Here is a 22,501-nt window from a genome sequence, read left to right on the forward strand (position 1 = left end):
CTTGTTAGCGGGATCTAGAGATACCGCGAATGAATCGCGGTATGACGGTTCGCGGCGGCGTGACGATAAGCTCGTCATCCCGCTGCTTGTTAGCGGGATCTATGTTAAGGTATAGTAGGGGATCTATGTTAAGAGATACCGCGAATGAATCGCGGTATGACGGTGTAATGATGGTTAAGTAATTCGTCATCCCGCTGCTTGTTAGCGGGATCTAGAGATACCGCGAATGAATCGCGGTATGACGGTTCGCGGCGGCGTGACGATAAGCTCGTCATCCAGCTACGTGTTAGCGGGATCTAGAGATACCGCGGCGGTATGACGTGTTGCTTGGGTCAGCTATAGTATTTCTTAAAATTAATAATAAATTTCTTGGCTAGCAAGAAGCTGTAAATTTTTTTGCGAGACCTAAGCCGCTTTTGATATAGCTAAAGGTTTACTGATGATTTGTCTCATTCCACTACCTGCTGACTTACTTTCTGCTTAGCATATTCATCAAATCAGATTCTTTGAGTTTACTATGGTCAACTTTACTGAACTTATTTACCATAGAGCTCATTTGATTATACTGCTTAATTAGAAGATTAATGTCAGTTACAGTTGTTCCGGACCCCTTAGAAATTCTAAGTCTTCTTTTGCCATTTAAAATATCTGGATTTTGCCTTTCTTTTTCAGTCATTGAGTTTATGATGGCTATATATTTTTTCACTTTATTGTCATCTGGCACACTGCTACTTAGCTTTTTTGTAAATGAACTAGGAATGAATTTCATTATGTTGCTAATGCCATCCATTTTACTCAGAGTTTTTAACATTCCCACTAGGTCGTTTAGGTCGAATTTACCTTTTTTCACTTTCTTTTGTAACTTATCAATTTCTTCCTGACCAACAATCTCAGCAGCTTTTTCAACCAATGAGACAACATCACCCATGCTAAGTATTCTTTTTGCAATTCTATCTGGATAAAAATCATCGAGGTCACTTAATTTTTCACCACAAGCAATAAATTTAATTGGACAATCGGCGATCATTTTCATAGAAAGAGCAGCACCACCACGTGCATCACCATCAACACGGGTAAGAATAATGCCGGTTACACCTATTACCTCATTGAATGATTTGGCAATGTTGACCGCATCCTGGCCTATCATTGCGTCGGCTACTAAAATAACTTCTGCAGGTGAAGCTATTTCCTTTACGGCTTTCAACTCATTCATCATATTATTGTCAATATGAAGCCTGCCTGCGGTATCTAGTATTAATACATCATAATTATCGTTCTTTGCTGCTGCCAGTGCCCTTTTTGTAATTGTAATGGGCTTCTCGTCTATTACTACAGGTAAAGTTTGCACATCTATTTGTTTACCTAGCACTTCAAGTTGTTTTTGGGCAGCCGGCCTATAAATGTCTAAAGAGGCAAGCATCACTTTTTTCTTTTGCTTTTTTAGCTTTAAAGCAAGCTTTCCTGAGGTAGTTGTTTTACCTGCACCTTGTAAGCCCACCATCATAATCACAGCAGGGGGTTTAACTGCTAGATTTAAGTCACTTTTCTCTGATCCGAGAACTGCAACTAAATTATCCTGCACAATTTTGATTATCATTTGTGCTGGAGAAACGCTTTTTATGACTTTTTCCCCAATCACTTTATCTTTAATGTCGTTGATGAATTTTTTTGCAACTTCAAGTGAAACGTCAGCTTCAATTAAGGCTATGCGTATTTCACGCATGGCAAGATTAAAATCATCTTCAGAAATGATTGACTTTCCTCTTAGTTTACTAAATACAGAATTTAAACTTTCGGTTAACGACTTAAACATAATAGCATTAGTAGAATACTCATTAAAAAGAGAGAAGAAGCTGAAACAAAACTCACTGAGTTATAACCCAGCACTTCCTTAAGTTTAGTAATATTATCAAAGTATAAACTAGTAAGTGAATTAGTCAAGTTTTGCAGTACGTTGGCAGACATTTCTCTCACTTTAAAGACCAATTGATTGAACAGCAAGATAATATAGGGTATGAAAGCTCTAAAAATCCAATCAACATCCATTTTAAAATTTATTCTCGGGTAAAATAACTTGCGTAAAAGAATGAACAATAAAGTGGTACATAATAACAAATTAAATTGCGACAAAATATTTTTTGTGTTGTACACAAAATCGAAAATCGAAGGTTTATTGTAAATAGGTAAGTAAGGGTTGCCAGCAATAACGCATATAAATGCTAAAATAATCATAGTCATTTTTCCTCCCTCCTCTGCTAAAGGTTTTGACTTACTTTTCGCAATAAATAAATAATAAAGAAACTTGAGCCCCACGCTTAAATAAAGCAGCAAATTTAGAGTCTTGTATAAGTTTTTATACACTTCTAAATTAGCACCACTTGCTTCAATCTCGGCTGTAATGTATGATTTGCTAATAAATCCAGCGGTTCCAGGAAATGCAGCCATTGTAAGTATTGCGATTATAGCACACATGCCTTCCACTGACATCAGTTTGCCTACTCCATTAAAACTAATTGTTTTTGTTCGTGAAATAATCGAATTGCTGACCACAAACAATAATGATTGATAAACAAGAGAGAAGATTATATGCAGTATCAAAATTGGTATTGCCTTTTCCGAAGGGCTGAGTAAACCTCCTGCAATAATCAGCAAGCCCATTTGTCCTACAACGTTATAGCATAAAAATCTACGAATATTTTGCTCGAGAGAAGCAAATATAATGCTGTAAATTGCAGTGATGGTGCCTACAAGTGCTAACATTTCAGCACAATTTTGCCATAGGTTATAAGTGTGTAAAAGCATCACTAAAAAAGAGACTTTAGTGGTAAATAAAGAGAGATATGTAGTGCCATATAGCGATGCAGCAGGATATGCATCAACAACCCAAAACGAAAAAGGAAAACAAGCGCAGTTTATCAATAAACCCAAAATTATCAGGTTAGTGCTTTGAAGTGCCAATCCTGCTATTAATATAACTCCAACGAAAAAGTGTACACAAGCGTACCTTATTGCAGGTCCACTATCTCTACAGCTAGCTGCGATAATAAAAAATGCACTGATGGTCATTAATTCACAGAATATTATAACCAATATCATATGTTCAGATAAAACTGCATAAAGTGAACTAATAGTGTAAGCAGCAAAAGATAGCATCTCTGAAAAAGTCAAATTTTGTGCTGGTAGAACAGCTAAAAATGCAACTGATAAAAAAGATATTAGTATGGTACGAAAAGATAAATCAAAATCTAGAATTGGGAGAGACCAATTTACTGCAATGCTCAAATTTTCAGGTAATTTTAGGACTATAACTATTAATACAGTCAGTAGAAGTAACAGTGACGATTTATAAAGTTGCACAATAATTAAAACCAATATGGTTTATGCTATCTCAATATATGAATAAAATCAATTTGCATATTAACCACTAATTAAACTAATTATCATATAATTATATCAGAGTTTAGAGGGTTATAGAGAAACCGGTCAGATTAGGTTTTTAATCTAATCTGACCGATAGCTTTAATAGTGAGGTAAGCTTTAATATAGCACTCCTAATTCATAACGCTACACTCGTGCATAATTTATTTTTAATTTGTGCACGAGCGTTAGTAAATTATTTACTTTTTGAAATAAAATTTGGCATCACTTTAATATTGAGACTTAGTAAACCTCAGTAGGTCTGCCAGTTGGGCCCATAAGAATTATTTGCTCGCCTTCTCTTAAGTGTCTGCATAAATTAGTGGAGCCGCCGATTTCCAGCACAATAGTGGAAATAATTCCTTTTTTTTTGTCTACTTCAGTGCCAGTCACAGCTATACCTTCCATAGCAAGGTTAGTTTTTCTGCCATTGGTTTCAAAATTTTGCAATCTAAAGAATTGCCCAGGCTTAAAATTCTTTGCCGCAAGTGGTGCTTTAATCACTATTTCTATCACTTTATCTGTTAAATATTGAACTTTTATGACTTTTGCAGCGAATTGCTCTTTGATTCTATTGAAGAATTCTTTGTTAGCCAGATCTTCAATGCTTGACCACGCATTTTTTTTCTGGCCCACAACATCACACACTGGAATGACAGAAACGAAGCTATTAACTCTATTCAAAAGCTGGGAAATAATAGGGTAGCCGTTCTTAGCACTTGCCATAGCTTTCACGACGCTACCGCTATACGAAGGGTGAAGATCACCAAAAAAGCTGATTGTTTTATTGCCTTGCTTATACACTAATATTCTATCTTTATTTTGCATTTTTGGAGAAAATATTGGATCTATTTCTTTTCCCAATGAATTCAATTGAGTAAAATACCCATTACTTAATTTAAAATGCCTTTTATCTTCTGTTGCAATAACTGTATTTGGCTCAGTACCTGCTGCTATAAAAATAGAACGTGCTTTTATACGTTTGATTTCGCCGGATTTTGTGTCTATTAGTTTTATTGATTCAGCATGGTTATATTTATCCGTCACAACTTCAACTGGCTCTAAGTTTTCAATAAAGTAAATCCCTTCTGATAATGCGTTTTGTACCTCTTCGCTATTTAATCGATAACTTGGCGAGTCTTTCAGCTCTTTTCTATATACAACTTTCACTCCCCTGAGGCTCTGCATTAATTCCAATATTTTTGCTTCTCTATTCTCTTTTTTTGCTAATTCTTGCTCTGCTTGGATCAACTTTGCATGCGATATAAACTCATTCGCAATTTCGCGTTCTGCTTCTGTCCAATCTTTTTCAACACAGTCCTTTCCATACTTATCAACTAATATCTCATAACGAAGAAGAAATTTTTTTACTTGAATTGGATAATACGCTAAAGCTTCAGTGGCAGTGTCAATCGCAGTAAGCCCCGCACCTATGACAACTATCGGCATGCGAACTTGCAGATTTGCTATAGAATCAAATTTAAGAGCGCCAGTCAGTTGTAACGACATAAGAAAGTCAGATGCCATGCGTACTCCACGAGCTAGTATATTCTTTATTTTGATCATTCGTGGCTTACCAGAGCCAAGTGCTAGGGCAATGTGATCAAAACCCAAGTTGAACGCGTCATCAACATTAATCGTGCCACCAAAACGAATGCCTCCATAAAGTGCAAAATGCTCACGTCTTTCCAGCAGTAATCTAATAATCTTTAAGTAATTCTTATCCCACCGAGAAGTAATACCATATTCTGCCACCCCACCAAACCCTCCTGCCGTGCGTTCACTCAATTTTTCGTGTTTGAAATCTTTAATTAGCTGGAAATTATCGATCAAAGGCTCAATTTTTAGTCCATCAATGGCAATAACGTTATGCCCATCATTCAACAAATGATGAGCTAAATTAAAACCAGCAGGACCAAGGCCTACAACTAGAACGTTTTTTCCAGTGTTTCCTCTTGGCAATGAACGCTGAAAATTTAAAGGATTCCAACGGCTGAGCAGAGAATATATTTCAAATCCGTACGGTAAACTGAGCACATCATCCAGAATCCTTGTTTCAATTGCTGGCACATTTACGGGTTCTTGTTTTTGATATATGCACGAATTCATGCAGTCATTGCATATTCTGTGTCCAGTAGCCGCGCATAATGGGTTATCTGTCATCACAATTGCAAGACTTGCTATGCTGTACCCTTCGCTTTTCACCAGATTCATTTCTGATATTTTCTGCTCTAGTGGGCAGCCGTGCAGTTCAACTCTAAGTGGAGACTTTTTGAAAGTATTGTCATCATTAATTAGCCCCTTTGAGCAGCTATCCTTACTTTGCTTATGACAAAATATGCAGTAATGAGCATTATCTAGTGCTTTATTCAAACTCACCTTTTTGCTTGTTAGATCAAAACCATATCGTCTTTTTACTTCATTTGAATGCAGCACTTCAACTTTGTCTACTTCTTTTTTAGAAAATGGTATGAGGTTTTCGTGGTCAATTTTTTTATGTATGCTAAATAATATGCTCTGTTTATTTTTTACTCTCCACACTGCATATTGTGCCGCAAGTTCTATTTCCTCTTTGTGATTTTCTTTATCTTCAAACCAATGCATCACCTGCTCAGCGAAATTTTTTTCTGTTGTTGGCAAAGTGAGAAAATGACTTAGTTTGTTAGTAATATCTATATTCTCCACATTAGTGTATTTCTTTAATGCGTAGCGTTGGACAAATAACCTTTTGCACTTATATATTACAGCAAAGTCGTTGTGCTTTTTCTTTAGCTCCTCTATTTCTTTTTTAATATTGAAAAGTTTTGCAATAAATTCATCAAGTAAGTACGAAAGGTCTATAATCAACTGGCTATCGCCAATGCGATTTTCTCTTGCTTCAATTAATGAACAAAACAAGCTTTCATCACATGATTTAATATAATTCAAAAATGTCTCATCTAATTTTATTAATCCATTGCGAGTATATAGATTCGAAAATGAGATTTTGAAATTCAGCTTCATTGCTATACTATAAAGTGTACATGCTGTTTCTTACAGATGAAGATTTTATTTATTTTGCAGTACTGCTGAGATTGTTGCTTCTGCAACTTTTTCTTCGCTAACAGATGCAATACACCTAAATTTGTGTACACCTAAACACACACTTTGAATGTTAGCTTGAAGAATCAATGTGTCCCCTGGAGTAACTGGCTTTCTGAATTTTGCATTTTCAATGGATCTCAAGTAAACAACTTTATTTTCTATTGTTTCTTTACCAAGAACACATATGGCAGATGCCTGAGCTAGAGATTCAATTATCAAGACTCCTGGCATTATTGGATGACCAGGAAAATGACCAATAAAAAATGGTTCATTGAAAGTCACATTTTTGATTGCTTTTATACTTTTACCAGGATCACACTCTATAACCCTATCAACCAAGAGGAACGGATAAGAATGTGGCAATATTTTTATAATATCACTGATATTAAATTGCATAAGTCTATTCAATGCCTTTCAAAGCAAATTCAGGTACTTCCTTGTTTACATTTTTTAGTACCACATCTGATAAATCAACTTCGTCCATAGAGTATAAAACTTGGTTCTTTTTTGAAATAAATAGTACCAAATCTATGTTGTTTTTTTCTGCCGTTCTTTTAGCAACTTCTTTTATTTTATTAAAGACACTCTCTACTGCTTCTCTATAGCTTTCTTCTAAATGTAACATTTTTTTAGCGTAATTATCTCTAGTATTTACAGTGTGCTTATTAAATTGTCCTGTCTTTTCCTTTTTTGCTTCTTCTGACAAAAGTTCAAATTCTTCTTTTGATGGCTTAAGTTTTTCTAACTCATTTTCAAATTCTTGTTGTAATCTAGAATTCTGCTCCTTTATTTGTTGTTGTATATTTTGCAGAGCAAGAGATTCATTGATGACTTTGTCACTATCAATAATGGCAGCCTTTGTGTTCTGAGGTTGATATCCTACAAACTTATACCCCACAAATAAGGAAATAATTAAGGCAATAACTGATATAAATAACTGTATATATTTCATTCAAATCCCCGCTTCAATAGAAAATTTAACATTTGGTGATGGTATTATATCATAAGATTCCTTTACTAAAGGAAACCCGAAATCCAATCTAAGTCTACCAAAAGGAGAAAGCATTGAAAAGCCAAAACCTGGTGACACTCTCACAAGCTTGCTATCATAGTATTTCCCTTCATACTTCTTATTTTTATCATCTAAGCCAAAAAGTGTCGCATAGTCAACAAATAGTGAGCCTTTGATACCAGCATAGTCATATAGTTTTGGTAGAGGAAAATCCACTTGCTGTGTTAGATTAAAATAAGTTTTGCCTCCCAATGAGCTTTTATTTTTGTCTTCTGCTCTTGGTCCAATACCGGAAAGGTCAAACCCTCTAATCTCATTACCCCCTTTAAAAAAGTGCTGGCCAATGTTTAGATTTTCATCAGTATAAGAAAAAATATGACCTGCTGCCATCTTAAAGCGTAGCGTTATATCATCGTCAATTTTGCTTAATATAGGGTGCGTATAAAAAGATAAGAATTCAGATTTTAGGAAATTCACGTTTCCTCCCAATCCTGAAATATCCTGACTTAAGCGCAGTAAATACCCTTCTTTTGGAGTATAGAGGTTATCCAGTTTATTATATGCCAACGTGTATCCCACTGATGAAATCTGATGTTCACCTTTTCGGTCCAGTATTATTTCAGAGATATCGGTGTCTTGTCCACCCTTATTATCCATGTGTATATGATTATACTTATAAGAATAGCGAAGGGAATTAGTTAAGTTCTCTGTGACTTTATATGATAACTTTGTAAAAAATCCCATATCGCAACTATCAAAAGTAGTGTTTGGCTTATCTTGTTTTTCGTAAAATACGTCTACACCTAGTGACGTATCAGAATCATTAAAATTATTTTCAACAAACTCTAAATCAGTAGAAAATACGTATTGACTTTTTTCAAGAGCAAAAGAGAGCTCTTTTCCAGTACCAAATAAATTACGGTCTTTGAGGTCAATTTTAATCAATGCTCCACCAGGAAGAGACACACCTCCTCCCAAATACAACGAAGTAGTGTTTTTTTCTTTAACACTTAAGTCAAGATTTACTGCATTATCATTAACTGCGTAACTATTTACTTTCACTGTTTCAAAAAAATCACTACTCATTAGTTTTTTACGTGACTTTTGAATCTCAGATATATTGTATGCATCACCTTCTGCTACACTTAGCTTACTTCTGATCACTTTATCTAAAGTGCGATCGTTACCATCAATTGTAATTTGATTTATATAAATCTTTTTACCCGGCAGCACTCTGTAGGTTACATCTACAACGTTGTCACGTTGTGCATACTCTGGATTAACTTTTGCAAATATGTATCCTTTTTCATTTAAATATTTGTTTATTTTTTCTACTGTATTATTAATTTTAACTCTATTAAATATCTTATCGTTTTCCTCTGTTATAAAATCCAATATTTCTTCTTTTAGGCTCAAATCCTGAATTTCAGTTTCAATATTAACCTCATTATTTCCAAACAAATACTGCTGTCCTTCGTCAATCAAAAAAGTTAACTCTGTTTGATTGTTATTATCAACCTCAACAATTGGTTGAATATTATTTTGAATATATCCCTTAGACGAATAAAAACGATCGAGCAATTCTGTGTTAATCAATAGATATTGCGGTGAATAATGATTTTCGCCTTTAAAAATGGCTCTAAATAACTTACTAAATATGTCATTACTATGTCTTTTAATAACTTGCTCTAGCTCATTTTCAGAAAAGTTTTTATTGCCTATAAATCTTATATCCTTAATTTTAGAGGTTTTGCCTTCTTTTATTTTGAAAATTAGATTGACCCTATTACTATCGAGCTTCTCCAACTCATATTCAATTTTAACGCCAACCTTACCGTTATTTCTATAAGTAGTGATTAAATTCATTAAATCGTTTTGCAATTTTGTTTCAGTGAAAATAGTTAGCGATTTTGACTGAATCACATTATTTAGTAACTCTTTGCTATTAAATAACTTATTACCCTTTAATATTATCTTGTTAATTAGTGGATTTTCTTGAATTTTTATTACCAAATTTTTTTTATCATCTATGTAAGCATTAACACTAGCAAATAACTTTGTTTTATATAGATCTTTTATAATTGAGTCTATATCATCGTCGTTTATATAATCACCAGATTTTAGTTTTATATAGAACCCTATTGTCTGGTTGCTTACCCTCTCATTACCAATACATTTGACATCTTTCACCTGCACTTTTTCCGCAGTTCCTAAAGCAACAAGCAGGGCAGGAAAAGAAATAAAAACCACTACCAGTATATAAAATAGCTTTTTCATATTTTATTTCAAAAAAGATCCCTAATATCATTTGACATTCCAGTTGCCATAAGCAAAAACAACACTAAAGCACCAAAAATAGCTGCATATTTTTGACATTTCAAGCTTAAATCCCTACGTATAACCGCTTCTATGATATAATGAAATAAATGCCCACCATCTAGCAGTGGTATTGGCAGCAAGTTAATTGCAGCTAAATTAGCTGAAATGATTGCCATAAAATATAGAACCATAATAAATCCCTTTTTAGCTGATTGTCCTGAATATTTTGCGATTTTTATTGGTCCACCTATTTCATTGATACTCCTTTTACCAACAATAATGTGAAAGAGAGCTTTGATCGTTAAGCACATAGTGTGGTAAGTTTCACTTACTGATAAGCTCACAGCCCCAAGAAAAGACGACTGCTTTAATGTATTGACTGAAATAATCCCTATAGTTTCTCTTTCTATTGTGTTGCCAAAAACGTCTTTGTCCTTGATTATTAATGGAGTTAAACTGGTCCTGTGCTTCTCATTATTTCTGCTATACTCAATCTCCATTCTTGTTTTAGGATTCGACATTATCACACGTGAAATATCTTCAAAGTATTTTATTTTATGCTCATTGATTTGTGTAATAGTGTCACCTGGCAACAAACCAGCTTGCTTAGCTGCACTACCTTCGATTACATTTTCAATCACCGGTGGAGTGCGATAATAACCTGCTATGCTAAAAAATATTGTAAAAGCTATAACAGCAAATACCATGTTTGCAAAAGGCCCTGCAAAAACTACTGCTGCTTTTTTATGACGCGGTTTTGTATGAAATGAATACAATTTTTCTTCTTCCGTTAATTCTTGTTGATCAGCTGGGACACTCGCTGCATTAGTATCTCCTAGCATTTTAACATAACCACCCAATGGAACAGCGCTTAATTTCCATCTAGTTCCAGACTTATCGTTAAAACCAAAAATTTCAGGACCAAAACCTATGGAAAAAGATTCAACTTTAACTTTGCATGCTTTGGCAACAACATAATGCCCATATTCATGCACGAATACTATGACAGAAATTATTAAAGAAAATGATAAAAAATAATATATTCCATCGCTAAATTGATGGATAAGATTAGAAATTAATTCCACCTGTATATTTAGATCTTAACAAAATGTTAAGTATATTAAAATGCGCCTCGCTTGACAAGTATTTAGTTTAACTTTTAAATTAAAAAAAGTTTAATTGTAATGACAGATACCTCACTACTCAGAAGAAAATTAATATATAGAAGCTGGCATAGGGGTTGCAAAGAAACCGATATACTTTTAGGGCATTTCGCATTGAAATATCTTGATAAATTTTCCTTAAGCGAACTAATCGAATACGAAAAAATAGTTGATCTTGATGATTACGAATTATATTGTTACATAACTCGTAAGACAAACCTCCCTCCTGGCTTGAATAGTCAGATAGTCAATTTAATTGCTTGCTTTATTGAAGCTAATCCTTTATGCACTCAAGATTAGTGATAATCTTATTTACCTTATCTAGTACCTCAGTATATTCTATTCTTTTCTCGTTTCTATACTTTTTGCGCTCTTGATTTACTTCATCTAATCGCTTTGTTAATTCTAAAATTTTATCCTCAAGAATTAGTGCTGCAAGTAAGAAATTTAATGCATCCGAACCCTTACCTCCAATTTTTTGAGATACAGAACCAACTAGCTTGTCAAAACTATTAGCAAGGCGTAATAAATGGCTCTTCTTCCCACTTTCGCAAGATATTTTGTATGTGTTATTACGTATAACTATTTCTACTACTTGCATATGATGCTAAAAATTTTTACTGTACAATATAAACTTAAATTCCCACTTTTATCTTATTTATGGTATAAGTTTTTATTCATTTACCAAATCAGACAATTTTTTACTGCTACGAAAATATGTTTTAAAGTATTGATTCTTTGTAAACTTCTGTAACATTAAATGGCTTGTTTCTTTCAAGTTATAACTTCTAACTGAAAAAGAACCAAACCCCCTAATTTCAACTCTATTATGATGTTTCAATGTGCTTGAAAGTATCCCAAAAAATCTATCAACTATAGCTGCTATAACAATCTTATCTAAAAAAGGATGTCTTTTTGCTACCCTCGCTATTATATCAGACTTTGTTGCCATTTATATGAAGCCAAAATAAGTAAACCTTATCACTTAGCAGATAATGCTATGTTATATTCTTCAACACCCAATACTTCAACTTCTATTTTTTCTGATATAGAGAATTTTTTATTCTCTGGTAAATGCTCTTGATCTATTAGAAGGGTTACATCGTTCTCAACTTCAACGACTAGTCCATTATCTTCTCTCTTACCTACAATAACCTGTATTTTATCACCTACCTTAACTTTCTTTATCAGTTCTTCAAGAGGATCATACTCTATTTGTTTTATTCCAAGATAAATTCTTGCCCGATTCACGTTAGCCCTTATTACTTTTGCTTCTATTTTATCACCTACATTATACTTCTTTATCTCATCTGAACCATTTTTAGACCAACTAAAATCTTTCACATATATTGTCCCTTCTACGTTCTCATCTATTTCAGAATCACCGAAAGCAACAGATACATATGAGCCGGTATTATTCTTCACTTCACCAGAAACAATAGAACCAGGAGGATATTTATTGATAAATACTTGCCAAGGGTTGTCTACACACCTTTTCATGCTTAAACTCATCCTACTCTTAGCAATGTCAATACTGAGAATTTTTACATATACTTCTTGTCCCCTTGTTACGAGACTACTAACTGGTAAATTACTCTTAACCCAAGTTATTTCTGACGAGTGCACTAAACCTTCAATTCCAGGTCTAAGCTCAACAAATAATCCATAATCTTCTATGCTTGTTACATAACCCTTATGCACACTATCAACTGGATATTTTGACTCTGCATCTTGCCAAGGGCTATCTTCTAGCTGCTTCACACCCAAGGAAATTTTAGCATTTTCCTTATCTATTTTTATAATTTTAACTTTTATAGTCTGACCACAAGTAAAAACTGCAGACGGATGACTTACCCTACTCCAAGAGATATCTGTAATATGTAACAATCCATCTATAACTCCCACTACATCTGATTCATGAATACCGACAAATACACCGTAATGAGTGATACTTTTTATTTTCCCTTCTATTATATCGCCTTCATTTAAAGATTCTAAAAATTTAATTTTTTCACCAGCGTGCAATTTTTCTAACACCAGCTTTCTTGATACTACAATATTGCCCTGCTTCTTATCCATTTTAAGCACGATGAACTTTTGTTCAGTTTCAATAAGGTGCTTCGCATCTTTTACTTGCTTCAAATCCACATGACTCAGCGGTAAAAAAGCGCTTATTCCGTCACCAAGATCAACAATAAAGCCACATTTAATTGAGCGTTTAATAACTCCGCTTACTTCAGCCCTTGTAACTGTATCTTCTTCCAACTTATTCCATTTTTCGTCCCTAATTGCTTTTTCACGACTAAGAACAACATTACCATGATAATCTTCAATTCTTTCCACATAAACTCTGATTTTCGAGCCAATAATGACCTCATCATTACAACCGAGTTCCTTGATCAGAATTCTCCCGTCAGATTTTAAACCAATATCAACCACAACGTCGTTAGGGTTTATTCTTGTAATTACACCTTCTACCACATCTCCTTCTTTAATTTTGTTAACAAAAGAATCTTCAAACAAGGTATTATCTTGATCCTCAAATTGGCCTTGACATATCTCTTCTATAAATTTGTTTGATGATAGCTTTCTGATAGTAACCGGTAGATTTACGACTGGATTATTATTATTCATACCTTTAACTTAAACTTTATTAGAACTCATATATTATATAATATTAACAATTATTGACAAGTAATTTTTCATTAACTCATTTCGAGAATTGTTTAAGCTATATAAAATATAGTGAGAAAATTATATATGTATCAAGAATATGCTATTTAAGAATAGCAAGTGGATTAGATCGTTCTCCAGAAGGTCCAGGCTAAAACCTGATGTTGATGAAATATTGGAAAAATATTCTATTCAAAACAGCAAGGAATCTATAGAGAAAATTGTAAATTCACAAAAAAGAATATGGGTAGAAATAGGCTTTGGCAACGGTGAAAATATGCTTTACCAGGTGCTCAATGAACCTGATCTATTATTTATAGGATGTGAGCCCTACTTAAAGGGGGTTTCTCGCTTGCTGACAAACATAGAAATACAGAACATAAAAAATATTTTAATGTGGACAGAAGATGCAAGAGAATTGATTGCAAATTTTCCTGATAACAGTGTTGAAAGATTCTTTATTCTCTTTCCAGATCCATGGCCAAAAAGAAGTCACAATAAAAGACGATTAATTAATACGGAATTTTTAAATTTATTAGCAAAAAAAATACTTATAACAGGGGAAATATTCATTGCAACCGATCATCAGGACTATGCAGAGTGGATAGCATCACATATAAAGCAGTGTAACTCTTTAATCTATAGGGAAGACGATTTCACAAGTTATACTCTTACAAAATACCACAGAAGAGCGCTCAAAGATCAGCGTAAAGTGAGGTTCTTTAAAGTAAGTGTTATTAATAATTTGCAGACTATGGATCAATAGAGTTTTTGCATATCTCTTTTACGTTAACTATAGATTAAAAATAATAAAAAAAGAGGGAGAAATAGAGTAAATTCCTTTAACTACTTCTCCTTATGAAGGAATAGACTTCTTGCATAACCCAAACTAAGTAGAAAAAAGGTGTCATCCGAGTAGCTGACACTGGTTCCTTTACGACGGAAGTGTCCAGAGGTGTCATTCCAGTCTGGAATCCAGAAAAAAGGATGGTGTCATTCCGTATCCGTTCAGCCAATGGCGTCAACTTAAGAACTTTCATTAGCAAACTCTCCTAAAGACATGATGGCGTTTAGGCTTATCTACTTTATTGCGGCTGTCCCGGTCGGATTTTAACTTTAGCGCGTATACTTAAAAAGGGCTTGAAAGTTTTTTGGCGCAATAAGTACCTGATAGAGTTTCTGCCTCATTACACCAAATAAAACTGAAAAATTTAAACGATACTCAGTAATTTGATCTGGGTTCCAAGGCCCTTGTGCATCACACATATGAAGCGATAATATATTGCACATGACCAAGTTTGCCCAAAATTCTTGTAATACAGCCTCTCCAGAAAAATTCTCTAACTCTGCTCCTACTTTGAGTCGTTTATAGCACTCCTCTATGTGTCACCTTAACACATAAGCTTTGCTCCAAAGTCTCGGTCAAAAACTCTGTTTCTCAGTTGGCTAATGTCAGCACTATAACTCTTACTTTCTGTCCTTTCATTTTATTTTTTAGCTTTTCATTTTCTAATATAAAATCAAAATCTAATTCGCCAGCGTTCCCATAGCTTACTATAATTTCTTTTTTGCAAGCGAAAAATAAAATCTACTTCCAAATCATAATGCTGCTGAATGAATTTTACTGAAGACGATCATAGATAAATAATAATTTCTCTTGATTTAATAAACGCATTTGAGTGATAACTTCGGGTAATTGCTCTGCCGCCAACGTTTGTTCACCTATATTCCAAGCTGCAAGACGAGCACTGCAAATCAGCGAAGTACACAAATCAACAAACAAATTGCCAATGGTGCCTGTTGTTCCATTTGGTTCAAACTCGGATACAATTTCCCCAGAGCTGGGTAATCTCATACCAGAACCATCTGCTGCAATAAGTCTATAGCCTCTCCAACTCAGGTTCATCCTGATAGGCTGTTTGGATGCTTAAATTCTTGAAAGCCTGTATGGCAAATCTTATACCTTGCTTTAGAAAAAGCTTGCTTTGAGGGTACATGTCAATGGCTCCATAAGTTCACATTCTATTCCCAAACTTTTTTTAACTAACTTTAAAATCATAGAAAATACTGTCGAAAAAGGAAGTTTTCTTGTTCGTGTAAAACTCAACACAATGGATTTTCTGAAAAGTTTTCGAGTATATTATATTTTTAATTTGTAGAATAAGGTTTTTTCCTTTTTGCATGTTTCACCTAAAAAAGACACATTTTAAACTTTTTTGTTGCAATAAAATAGAAACAAAAGTGCTGTTTCTTGCACTCTTTGGATAATTTAATGATAAAAAATTTAGAGAGAAATTTTATACACTATCGCTGATATTTTTCCTTAAGTTGATGCCATTGCCTGAACACTTACCTAATGATGAAGCTATCGAAAACATAGCAAAGAGACTTCAAAAATCTATAGACGATGCAAAAAAGCACAAGGTCATGTTTAGTGTTGATGTATTCCAAGGAGAAAAAAGTCATCAATAATAGATTATTCGATACTGATCTTATACCACCTCATGGAGCAAGATAAAAATGTTACTGAGACTGGAAAAGAAAAACTACGGCCTCTTATGTTAGAAATGTTTAATCTAGTTTCAACAGGCACTGATGTGAGCCAAGAAGTTCGGAGATTATTGCCAGAAGATATACTGAAAGAACGCGGCGAATATTTGTCACGTCTAAAACAAATTGTAAGTGATAGTATTGAAAATGACAAAAAAAAAGAAATTGTAGTAGAAAGAGATAATAAATTTTATTGTGTACAGTGTCCAGAAGAAAGTGTTATAACTCCTGCAAAATTTCTGAGTAATCCAGAATTTCAAAATTTAGATGGAGCATTACAGATTGGAGAAGGTAACGTAATCCGAACACAAAATAGACAATATCGTGACATGAAGGGCAGATTCCAGATGACTTTTCCAATAAGCAACAGTGAAAAGATTGTGATGACCTTATCTTCTGAAAAAGCTGAGGGTTTTGGCAAAATAATGGTACACATGGATGATAAAAGTTGTGAAATATTCTCAAAGTACCTAAAAGAGCTAGAAAAAGAACCACATATAAGCAAGGTTGTTGAAGCTGCTAAAAGTTTTGTGCAAAACAAATCTCCTCTTTCTTCTGTAGACAATGCTAATGTTCAGCAGCTTCAGAGCAATGTCAAAAGTTTACAGAGTAGTGACCGAAATCGAGGTTGAAAAAGTTTTAATAATTGTTATACACATACACTGTTGCATATAGCAATAGTGTATGTGTATAGTTAGTAGGGTTTGTAAACTTAATAAAGTCTACAACTAATTTGAAAACTACTTTATTGTATGCAAGACTTTAAAATACTAGAAAATCTAAAAACCAAAGCACTAGAAGCTGAAAAAGGAGGCGGTTCTGACAGGATTACCAAACAACATGAAAAAGGGAAATTAACTGCTAGAGAAAGGCTCAGTATATTGCTCGATGAAAGTTCTTTTGCAGAATACGATAAATTCGTAAAACATCATGCAAATGATTTTGGCATGCAAAATGCTAATTTTTTAGGTGATGGGGTAGTGATTGGTCATGGTACTATTTATGGCAGAAAAGTTTTTGTTTATTCTCAGGATTTTACTGTCTTTGGTGGTTCACTTGGTGCGTCACATGCAAAAAAAATATGCAAAATTATGGATATGGCAATTAATGCCAGAGTTCCAATTATCGGACTAAATGATTCTGGTGGAGCCAGAATTCAGGAAGGAGTAAATTCTCTTGCTGGTTATGGAGAAATTTTTCAAAGAAACGTAAATGCATCGGGTGTTATACCACAAATTTCTTTAATTATGGGCCCATGTGCAGGAGGTGCAGTTTATTCCCCAGCATTAACTGACTTTACTTTCATGGTGAAAAACAGTTCATATATGTTTATAACCGGGCCAGATGTAGTAAAAAAGGTTACCTACGAAGATGTAAGTTTCGAAGACCTCGGTGGAGCAAAAATTCATACAAGCAAAACAGGAGTAGCGGATTTTGCATTCAATAATGATGTTGAAATGCTGCTAAAAATGCGTGAATTCTTTACTTTCTTACCAGCAAATAATCAAGAATCACCAAAATCTGCACCAATCTGTAATGATGTTGACGACATTGATGAATCCTTAAACACTCTAATTCCTACCAATCCTAATACTCCTTATGATATGTATGAACTCATTGAAAAGGTGTGCGATGAGAGGAATTTCTTTGAACTGAAGCCTGATTTTGCTCGTAATATCATAACTGGTTTTGGTAGAATTGGAGGAAATACTGTCGGTATTGTTGCAAATCAACCTATGCACCTTGCAGGATGTTTGGATATTGATTCTTCAAGAAAAGCTGCAAGGTTTGTAAGGTTTTGTGACGCATTTAACATTCCCATCATCACACTTATTGATGTTCCAGGATTTCTGCCAGGTACAAATCAAGAATACAATAATATAATACAACACGGAGCGAAACTGCTTTACGCTTACGCTGAAGCGACCGTGCCAAAAATTAGCCTTATCACTAGAAAAGCGTATGGTGGTGCATACATTGTTATGAATTCGAAACATCTAAAAGGTGATATAAATTATGCCTGGCCAACTGCTGAAATAGCTGTGATGGGCCCTGAAAGTGCAGTTGAAATTATATTTAGGCATGAAAAAGACCAGCAAACGTTAATCAAAGAATATAAAGAGAAATTTGCTAATCCATTTTTTGCTGCATCACATGGATACATTGATGACATTATAGTACCAAGTAAAACAAGGTATCACTTTTGTAAAGCATTAGAGCTACTCAAAAACAAGAAGGTAGAAAGGATATGGAAAAAGCATGACAACTTACCTCTGTAACTTTCTTCTAAGCCTTGCTTACAAGTTATGCAATATTATAAGTGTAATCAGTGTGCCGTTACCAAGACTCGAACTTGGGACCTCGTCATTACCAATGACGTACTCTACCACCTGAGCTACAACGGCAGGCTTATATATTATGATAATGAATAATACAAAAAGGAATAAGGAAAAAGAAGAGGAGAAAAAAAGATTAGCGAAAGCTTTAAAGCAAAACATTTTGAAAAGAAAAAAACAGCAACAGAGTAGACAAGATGCCAGAACTACCGGAAGTGGAAGTCATATCTAACTTCTTGCTTGATAAAATTAAAAACAAGCAAATTAGTAATGTTATAGTTAATAATTGGAATTTACGTGCCCCAATAACAAAAAATATTGATGATATGCTAAAGGGCAAAGTCATACGCAACATCAAGCGTAGAGGTAAGTATACGATCTGGAATACAGATGGTAGTATGGCTGTAATCATACATCTTGGCATGAGTGGAAAGCTTATATATGCTGAACACGATCAAGCGCAGAATAAACATGATCACGTAGTGTTTTTGTTTTCTGACAATACTTCAATAATTTTTAATGACCCAAGAAGATTTGGATTAGTTATTGTTTTAAATAAAGAACAGGAAATAAATTTTTTTGACGATTTCGGAATAGAGCCCCTCACGGATGAATTCAGTGGAGACTATTTACAGGAGTTGCTGAAAAACAAAAAAGCAAATATCAAATCAGCATTAATGGACAATAAATTAATAGTTGGCGTAGGCAACATATATGCTTCTGAGAGCTTGTTTAGAGCCCGCATATCACCACTCAGGCCAGCAAAAAACTTGACCTATAGAGAGTACGAAAAACTTGCTGCTGAAATAAAAAATACTCTGAGTGATGCAATTGCTGCAGGCGGCTCAACACTGAAAGATTATGCACAGCCATCTGGATCTGCTGGATACTTTCAAAATAACTTTTACGTATATGGTAAAGTTCAAAAACCTTGCAAGATTTGCAATAATATCATAACACTTATACGACAAAATGGCCGTAGCACTTATTTTTGCAACGCGTGCCAGAATTAAGATTTTATTTTTTGATATGATATTTTCATCTGAAAAAGATCCGATTGATTTATTTTCAAAGTGGTATAAAGAAGTACTCAATTCGTCATATAGAGAACCAACTGCAATGACGCTAGCAACGTGTAGCAAAGACTGCATTCCATCTGCAAGAGTAGTATTACTAAAGGAATATAGTAAAGAAGGTTTTGTGTTCTTCACTAACATAAATAGTAGAAAAGGAAAAGAATTGACCGAGAACCCTAAAGCTGCATTAGTGTTTCACTGGATAGAATTTTCTAGGCAGGTAAGAATTGAAGGAGAGGTTAAACTCCTAAACAGTAAAAAAGCTGATGAATATTTCTCTTCTCGAGCACGTGATAGTCAAATTAGCGCATGGTGCTCAAAACAATCGAGCATTCTGAAAGATTGGCAAGATTTTGAGCAAGCTATAAAATTAAAGGAAAAAGAATTTCACAATACACAAGTTTCTCGTCCTGACTTTTGGGTGGGATTTTGCGTAATCCCAAAAGTAATTGAATTTTGGCAAGAAGGTGAATATAGGAAGCATATTAGATTTAGATACACTCTTGTTGAGGGAAGCGATTGGAAAGTGGAACAACTATATCCTTAAAAATGGTTGCGGGAGTAGGATTTGAACCTACGACCTTCAGGTTATGAGCCTGACGAGCTACCGAGCTGCTCCATCCCGCGTCGTTGCTTATTTAGTTATTATATATACAAATAATGAAAAAAGAAAAATAAAATTTCACCACATGCAAATATCGACACACTTATTAACTTTTCTTGACATAATAGTTGGTTATATACGTAACAATCTGCGCAATGAACAATATAACTTGATACTGTGGTTTCCTGTTTTTCAGTGTGTAGGAATTCTAACCTATTTTTCCCTAAGTTTTGAACCAAGCTGCATATCTATTTTTCTTTTGCTTTTACCCACACTAATTTTGATTGCAATATTGTATAAAAGGTACGCGATATTGTGTATCGCTTTAATTGCAGTGCTCATAGGATTTACAGCTAGTAAATTAAGAACAGCTTTAGTTGATACTCAAATTCTTGATAAAGAGAGATATGTAAAAGATATCGTTGCCACAGTGAAGGATATTAACGACAGGGGCTCATATAAACAATTTCTGCTTTCTGTTGAAAAATCCCCTACTATCTCAAAATCCTCTCCTGTCATCCCAGCGCCCCCTTTTGTCATCCCAGTACTTGATACTGGGATCCAGAAAAAAAAGATATGGATTCCAGCGTCACGCGCTGGAATGACACCGGATAGAGCTCTAGATAACATCAGAATATCAGTTAGAACCAAAGTGGAAAAAGGCATTAAAATAGGCGATCAAGTAAAATTATCAGCAAAACTCTTCCCTCTAAAGATTGCGCCCTCGGAGTATGCATACGATTTTGCAAGAATAGCATATTACCAGAAAATAAGTGCAACAGGCTTTGCAACAAGCAAAATAGCCCTGCACAAAAAGGCTGAAGCAAGGAAATTTCAAGAATATATAGAATCTTTCCGTCAATACATTTATGAAAACCTGCAGCAAAATATCAAGAAACCACATGCGGATATAATCTCTGCATTACTGATCGGTAAAAAAGATGGCATAGATCAAAAAACTATGGACGCGATACGAGATTCAGGTATAGCACATTTGTTTGCCATATCTGGTTTGCATTTATCATTCGTTGCTGGTCTGTTTTTTGTAGTGTTTCGTAATTTATTCGCAATATCTGAAACTTTGACTCTTAAGTATAACACCAAGAAAATATCTGCATTCCTTACTATCTTGCCAACCACGTTTTATTTGTTGATTACCGGTATGCAAATTTCTGCTCAGCGTGCCTACATCATGGTGATTTTAGTACTCGTTGCAATAATGATAGAGAGAAAATATCGAGGGTTAATAGCAATTGCGTTTGCTGCTGCAGTGATACTTATCATAGAACCTGAAGCAATTTTAAAGCCTGGCTTTCAGATGTCATTTTCTGCTGTTTTGGCACTGGTTGCCAGTTATCAAATTAATGCTAATAAATTATTCAAAATAAAAATAATGAAATATTTTGTGTCGATAATGATCAGCTCAGTAATAGCAAGTTTAGCAACTGTTCCGTATACGATATATAATTTTAATTATTTTTCAATTAGTGGCATTATCACAAATTTAGTTGCTATACCAATAGTTACATTAATTATTATTCCACTTGGAATAATTTATGTCTTATTGATTCCTTTAGGTATTGAATGGATTATAGCGCCATTTATAGAGCGCCCAATTAACAGCATTTTGTATATAACAAACGCTATCGCTAGTCTTCAGTATTTGGTTATTCCCATTCGTACTTTTCCTGCCTCATCAATTATTATAATAACATTTGGGTTATTGTGGCTGTGCTTGTGGGAAAGAAATTGGCGTTTTTTGGGATTTTTTTTTATTGTACTAGGTATTTGCTTTAGCGCTGCATATAAAACCCCCGACATCCTAATAAATGCTGATAATGTTGCTGCAAAGGAGAGTGATAACTTACTATATTCTCTCACTAGAAAAAGCAGAAATTTTGTTATCAAAACGTGGGCAAAGCAAAACGGACAGAACCAAATTTTGAATCATACAAAATATAGCAACCCAGATAAAAGACTAAAATATGGCTGTATATACAATAAAGGAAATAATAAGTCAGTGTTGCTAGCTTATAAAAAAGAAGATATTTCAGAAAATTGTGATAAAGTTGATTTAACAATTCAATTAAGTGAGTTTGACTATTCAGCTTGCAACACTAAAATTATTAAACATGCTGATCTAGAAACGTATGGCACACATTCTGTTTGGTTAACAAATCGTTACGTAAAGATTAATACAGTGCGCTCCAATAGGCCTTGGCACATGTTGAAAAATTAAGAAACTTGATTTTAAGGTTTGGTTAATG

Annotated in this window: 19 protein-coding genes, 2 tRNA genes and 1 pseudogene; 9 read left to right on the forward strand and 13 right to left on the reverse strand. The window is 34.2% G+C overall.

Annotated elements, in window-relative coordinates; all coding sequences use genetic code 11:
- Window positions 1–469 precede the first annotated feature (469 nt).
- The 7 genes from ffh to rseP form a co-directional block, all read right to left on the reverse strand.
- Window positions 470–1,813: a signal recognition particle protein gene (gene ffh / locus EA652_RS05635; RefSeq protein WP_012673360.1), complete on the reverse strand. Its 1,344-nt coding sequence runs from the start codon at window positions 1,811–1,813 to the stop codon at window positions 470–472.
- Window positions 1,798–3,357 carry a proton-conducting transporter transmembrane domain-containing protein gene (locus EA652_RS05640; protein WP_012673361.1) on the reverse strand — a complete coding sequence of 520 codons (1,560 nt, stop codon included), beginning with the start codon at window positions 3,355–3,357 and terminating at the stop codon, window positions 1,798–1,800. The genes ffh and EA652_RS05640 overlap by 16 nt, the downstream gene beginning before the upstream one ends.
- 303 nt (window positions 3,358–3,660) lie before the next feature.
- On the reverse strand, window positions 3,661–6,420 hold the full coding sequence (locus EA652_RS05645; RefSeq protein ID WP_012673362.1) for an FAD-dependent oxidoreductase: 2,760 nt from the start codon (window positions 6,418–6,420) through the stop codon (window positions 3,661–3,663).
- A 45-nt stretch (window positions 6,421–6,465) separates the two neighbouring features.
- Complete coding sequence (gene fabZ, locus EA652_RS05650) at window positions 6,466–6,897, reverse strand: 3-hydroxyacyl-ACP dehydratase FabZ (protein ID WP_006279640.1); 432 nt, start codon at window positions 6,895–6,897, stop codon at window positions 6,466–6,468.
- 4 nt (window positions 6,898–6,901) lie between these two features.
- On the reverse strand, window positions 6,902–7,453 hold the full coding sequence (locus tag EA652_RS05655) for an OmpH family outer membrane protein (protein ID WP_012673363.1): 552 nt from the start codon (window positions 7,451–7,453) through the stop codon (window positions 6,902–6,904).
- Window positions 7,454–9,790 (reverse strand): outer membrane protein assembly factor BamA, encoded by a 2,337-nt coding sequence (gene bamA, locus EA652_RS05660; RefSeq protein ID WP_012673364.1) that lies wholly within the window; start codon window positions 9,788–9,790, stop codon window positions 7,454–7,456. It abuts the gene before it with no gap.
- Between the two features lie 8 nt (window positions 9,791–9,798).
- Window positions 9,799–10,917, reverse strand: a complete 1,119-nt coding sequence (rseP, locus tag EA652_RS05665) for an RIP metalloprotease RseP (protein ID WP_012673365.1) — start codon at window positions 10,915–10,917, stop codon at window positions 9,799–9,801.
- 99 nt (window positions 10,918–11,016) lie between these two features.
- Between rseP and EA652_RS05670 the strand changes: the two genes are divergently transcribed.
- Window positions 11,017–11,295: an FAD assembly factor SdhE gene (locus EA652_RS05670; protein ID WP_006279484.1), complete on the forward strand. Its 279-nt coding sequence runs from the start codon at window positions 11,017–11,019 to the stop codon at window positions 11,293–11,295.
- Here the strand turns inward: EA652_RS05670 and EA652_RS05675 are convergent.
- The 3 genes from EA652_RS05675 to EA652_RS05685 all read right to left on the reverse strand — a co-directional run bounded on the left by EA652_RS05675 (window position 11,270) and on the right by EA652_RS05685 (window position 13,629).
- Window positions 11,270–11,596 (reverse strand): cell division protein ZapA, encoded by a 327-nt coding sequence (locus EA652_RS05675; RefSeq protein ID WP_007548735.1) that lies wholly within the window; start codon window positions 11,594–11,596, stop codon window positions 11,270–11,272. The two genes, EA652_RS05670 and EA652_RS05675, sit on opposite strands and share 26 nt — an antisense overlap.
- Before the next feature lie 72 nt (window positions 11,597–11,668).
- Window positions 11,669–11,947: an HU family DNA-binding protein gene (locus EA652_RS05680; protein ID WP_007548734.1), complete on the reverse strand. Its 279-nt coding sequence runs from the start codon at window positions 11,945–11,947 to the stop codon at window positions 11,669–11,671.
- 29 nt (window positions 11,948–11,976) lie between these two features.
- Complete coding sequence (locus EA652_RS05685; protein WP_012673366.1) at window positions 11,977–13,629, reverse strand: 30S ribosomal protein S1; 1,653 nt, start codon at window positions 13,627–13,629, stop codon at window positions 11,977–11,979.
- 139 nt (window positions 13,630–13,768) lie between these two features.
- Between EA652_RS05685 and trmB the strand changes: the two genes are divergently transcribed.
- The gene (gene trmB, locus EA652_RS05690) at window positions 13,769–14,434 is read left to right on the forward strand and encodes a tRNA (guanosine(46)-N7)-methyltransferase TrmB (protein ID WP_012673367.1); all 666 of its coding nucleotides are present in this window, start codon (window positions 13,769–13,771) and stop codon (window positions 14,432–14,434) included.
- Window positions 14,435–14,707: 273 nt separating this feature from the next.
- Here the strand turns inward: trmB and EA652_RS05695 are convergent.
- Window positions 14,708–15,851: pseudogene (locus EA652_RS05695) on the reverse strand (transposase).
- Between the two features lie 154 nt (window positions 15,852–16,005).
- Between EA652_RS05695 and EA652_RS07330 the strand changes: the two are divergent.
- The 3 genes from EA652_RS07330 (at window position 16,006) to EA652_RS05705 (ending at window position 18,497) form a co-directional block, all read left to right on the forward strand.
- A complete protein-coding gene (locus tag EA652_RS07330; protein WP_255324782.1) occupies window positions 16,006–16,140 on the forward strand; it encodes a hypothetical protein in 135 nt (44 codons plus the stop codon).
- 32 nt (window positions 16,141–16,172) lie between these two features.
- Window positions 16,173–16,850, forward strand: coding sequence for a hypothetical protein (locus tag EA652_RS05700; protein WP_007548725.1), 678 nt, complete (start codon window positions 16,173–16,175; stop codon window positions 16,848–16,850).
- Between the two features lie 120 nt (window positions 16,851–16,970).
- Window positions 16,971–18,497: an acyl-CoA carboxylase subunit beta gene (locus EA652_RS05705; protein ID WP_007548724.1), complete on the forward strand. Its 1,527-nt coding sequence runs from the start codon at window positions 16,971–16,973 to the stop codon at window positions 18,495–18,497.
- A 53-nt stretch (window positions 18,498–18,550) separates the two neighbouring features.
- Here EA652_RS05705 and EA652_RS05710 read toward each other — a convergent pair.
- Window positions 18,551–18,623, reverse strand: a tRNA-Thr gene (locus EA652_RS05710).
- A 13-nt stretch (window positions 18,624–18,636) separates the two neighbouring features.
- On the opposite strand from EA652_RS05710, the gene EA652_RS07005 reads away from it, so the two are divergent.
- From EA652_RS07005 to pdxH, 3 genes are read left to right on the forward strand one after another with little or no spacing between them, the layout of a single operon-like run.
- Complete coding sequence (locus tag EA652_RS07005; RefSeq protein WP_007548723.1) at window positions 18,637–18,786, forward strand: hypothetical protein; 150 nt, start codon at window positions 18,637–18,639, stop codon at window positions 18,784–18,786.
- Complete coding sequence (mutM, locus tag EA652_RS05715) at window positions 18,752–19,567, forward strand: bifunctional DNA-formamidopyrimidine glycosylase/DNA-(apurinic or apyrimidinic site) lyase (protein WP_006280314.1); 816 nt, start codon at window positions 18,752–18,754, stop codon at window positions 19,565–19,567. The genes EA652_RS07005 and mutM overlap by 35 nt, the downstream gene beginning before the upstream one ends.
- A gap of 16 nt (window positions 19,568–19,583) precedes the next feature.
- Window positions 19,584–20,177: a pyridoxamine 5'-phosphate oxidase gene (pdxH, locus tag EA652_RS05720; RefSeq protein ID WP_012673369.1), complete on the forward strand. Its 594-nt coding sequence runs from the start codon at window positions 19,584–19,586 to the stop codon at window positions 20,175–20,177.
- A 3-nt stretch (window positions 20,178–20,180) separates the two neighbouring features.
- On the opposite strand, the gene EA652_RS05725 is transcribed toward pdxH, so the two are convergent.
- Window positions 20,181–20,257, reverse strand: a tRNA-Met gene (locus EA652_RS05725).
- A gap of 62 nt (window positions 20,258–20,319) precedes the next feature.
- Between EA652_RS05725 and EA652_RS05730 the strand changes: the two genes are divergently transcribed.
- The gene (locus EA652_RS05730; RefSeq protein ID WP_012673370.1) at window positions 20,320–22,473 is read left to right on the forward strand and encodes a ComEC/Rec2 family competence protein; all 2,154 of its coding nucleotides are present in this window, start codon (window positions 20,320–20,322) and stop codon (window positions 22,471–22,473) included.
- The last annotated feature ends 28 nt before the right edge of the window (window positions 22,474–22,501 follow it).

Source organism: Wolbachia endosymbiont of Drosophila ananassae (genome assembly GCF_008033215.1).
GTDB lineage: Bacteria > Pseudomonadota > Alphaproteobacteria > Rickettsiales > Anaplasmataceae > Wolbachia > Wolbachia pipientis.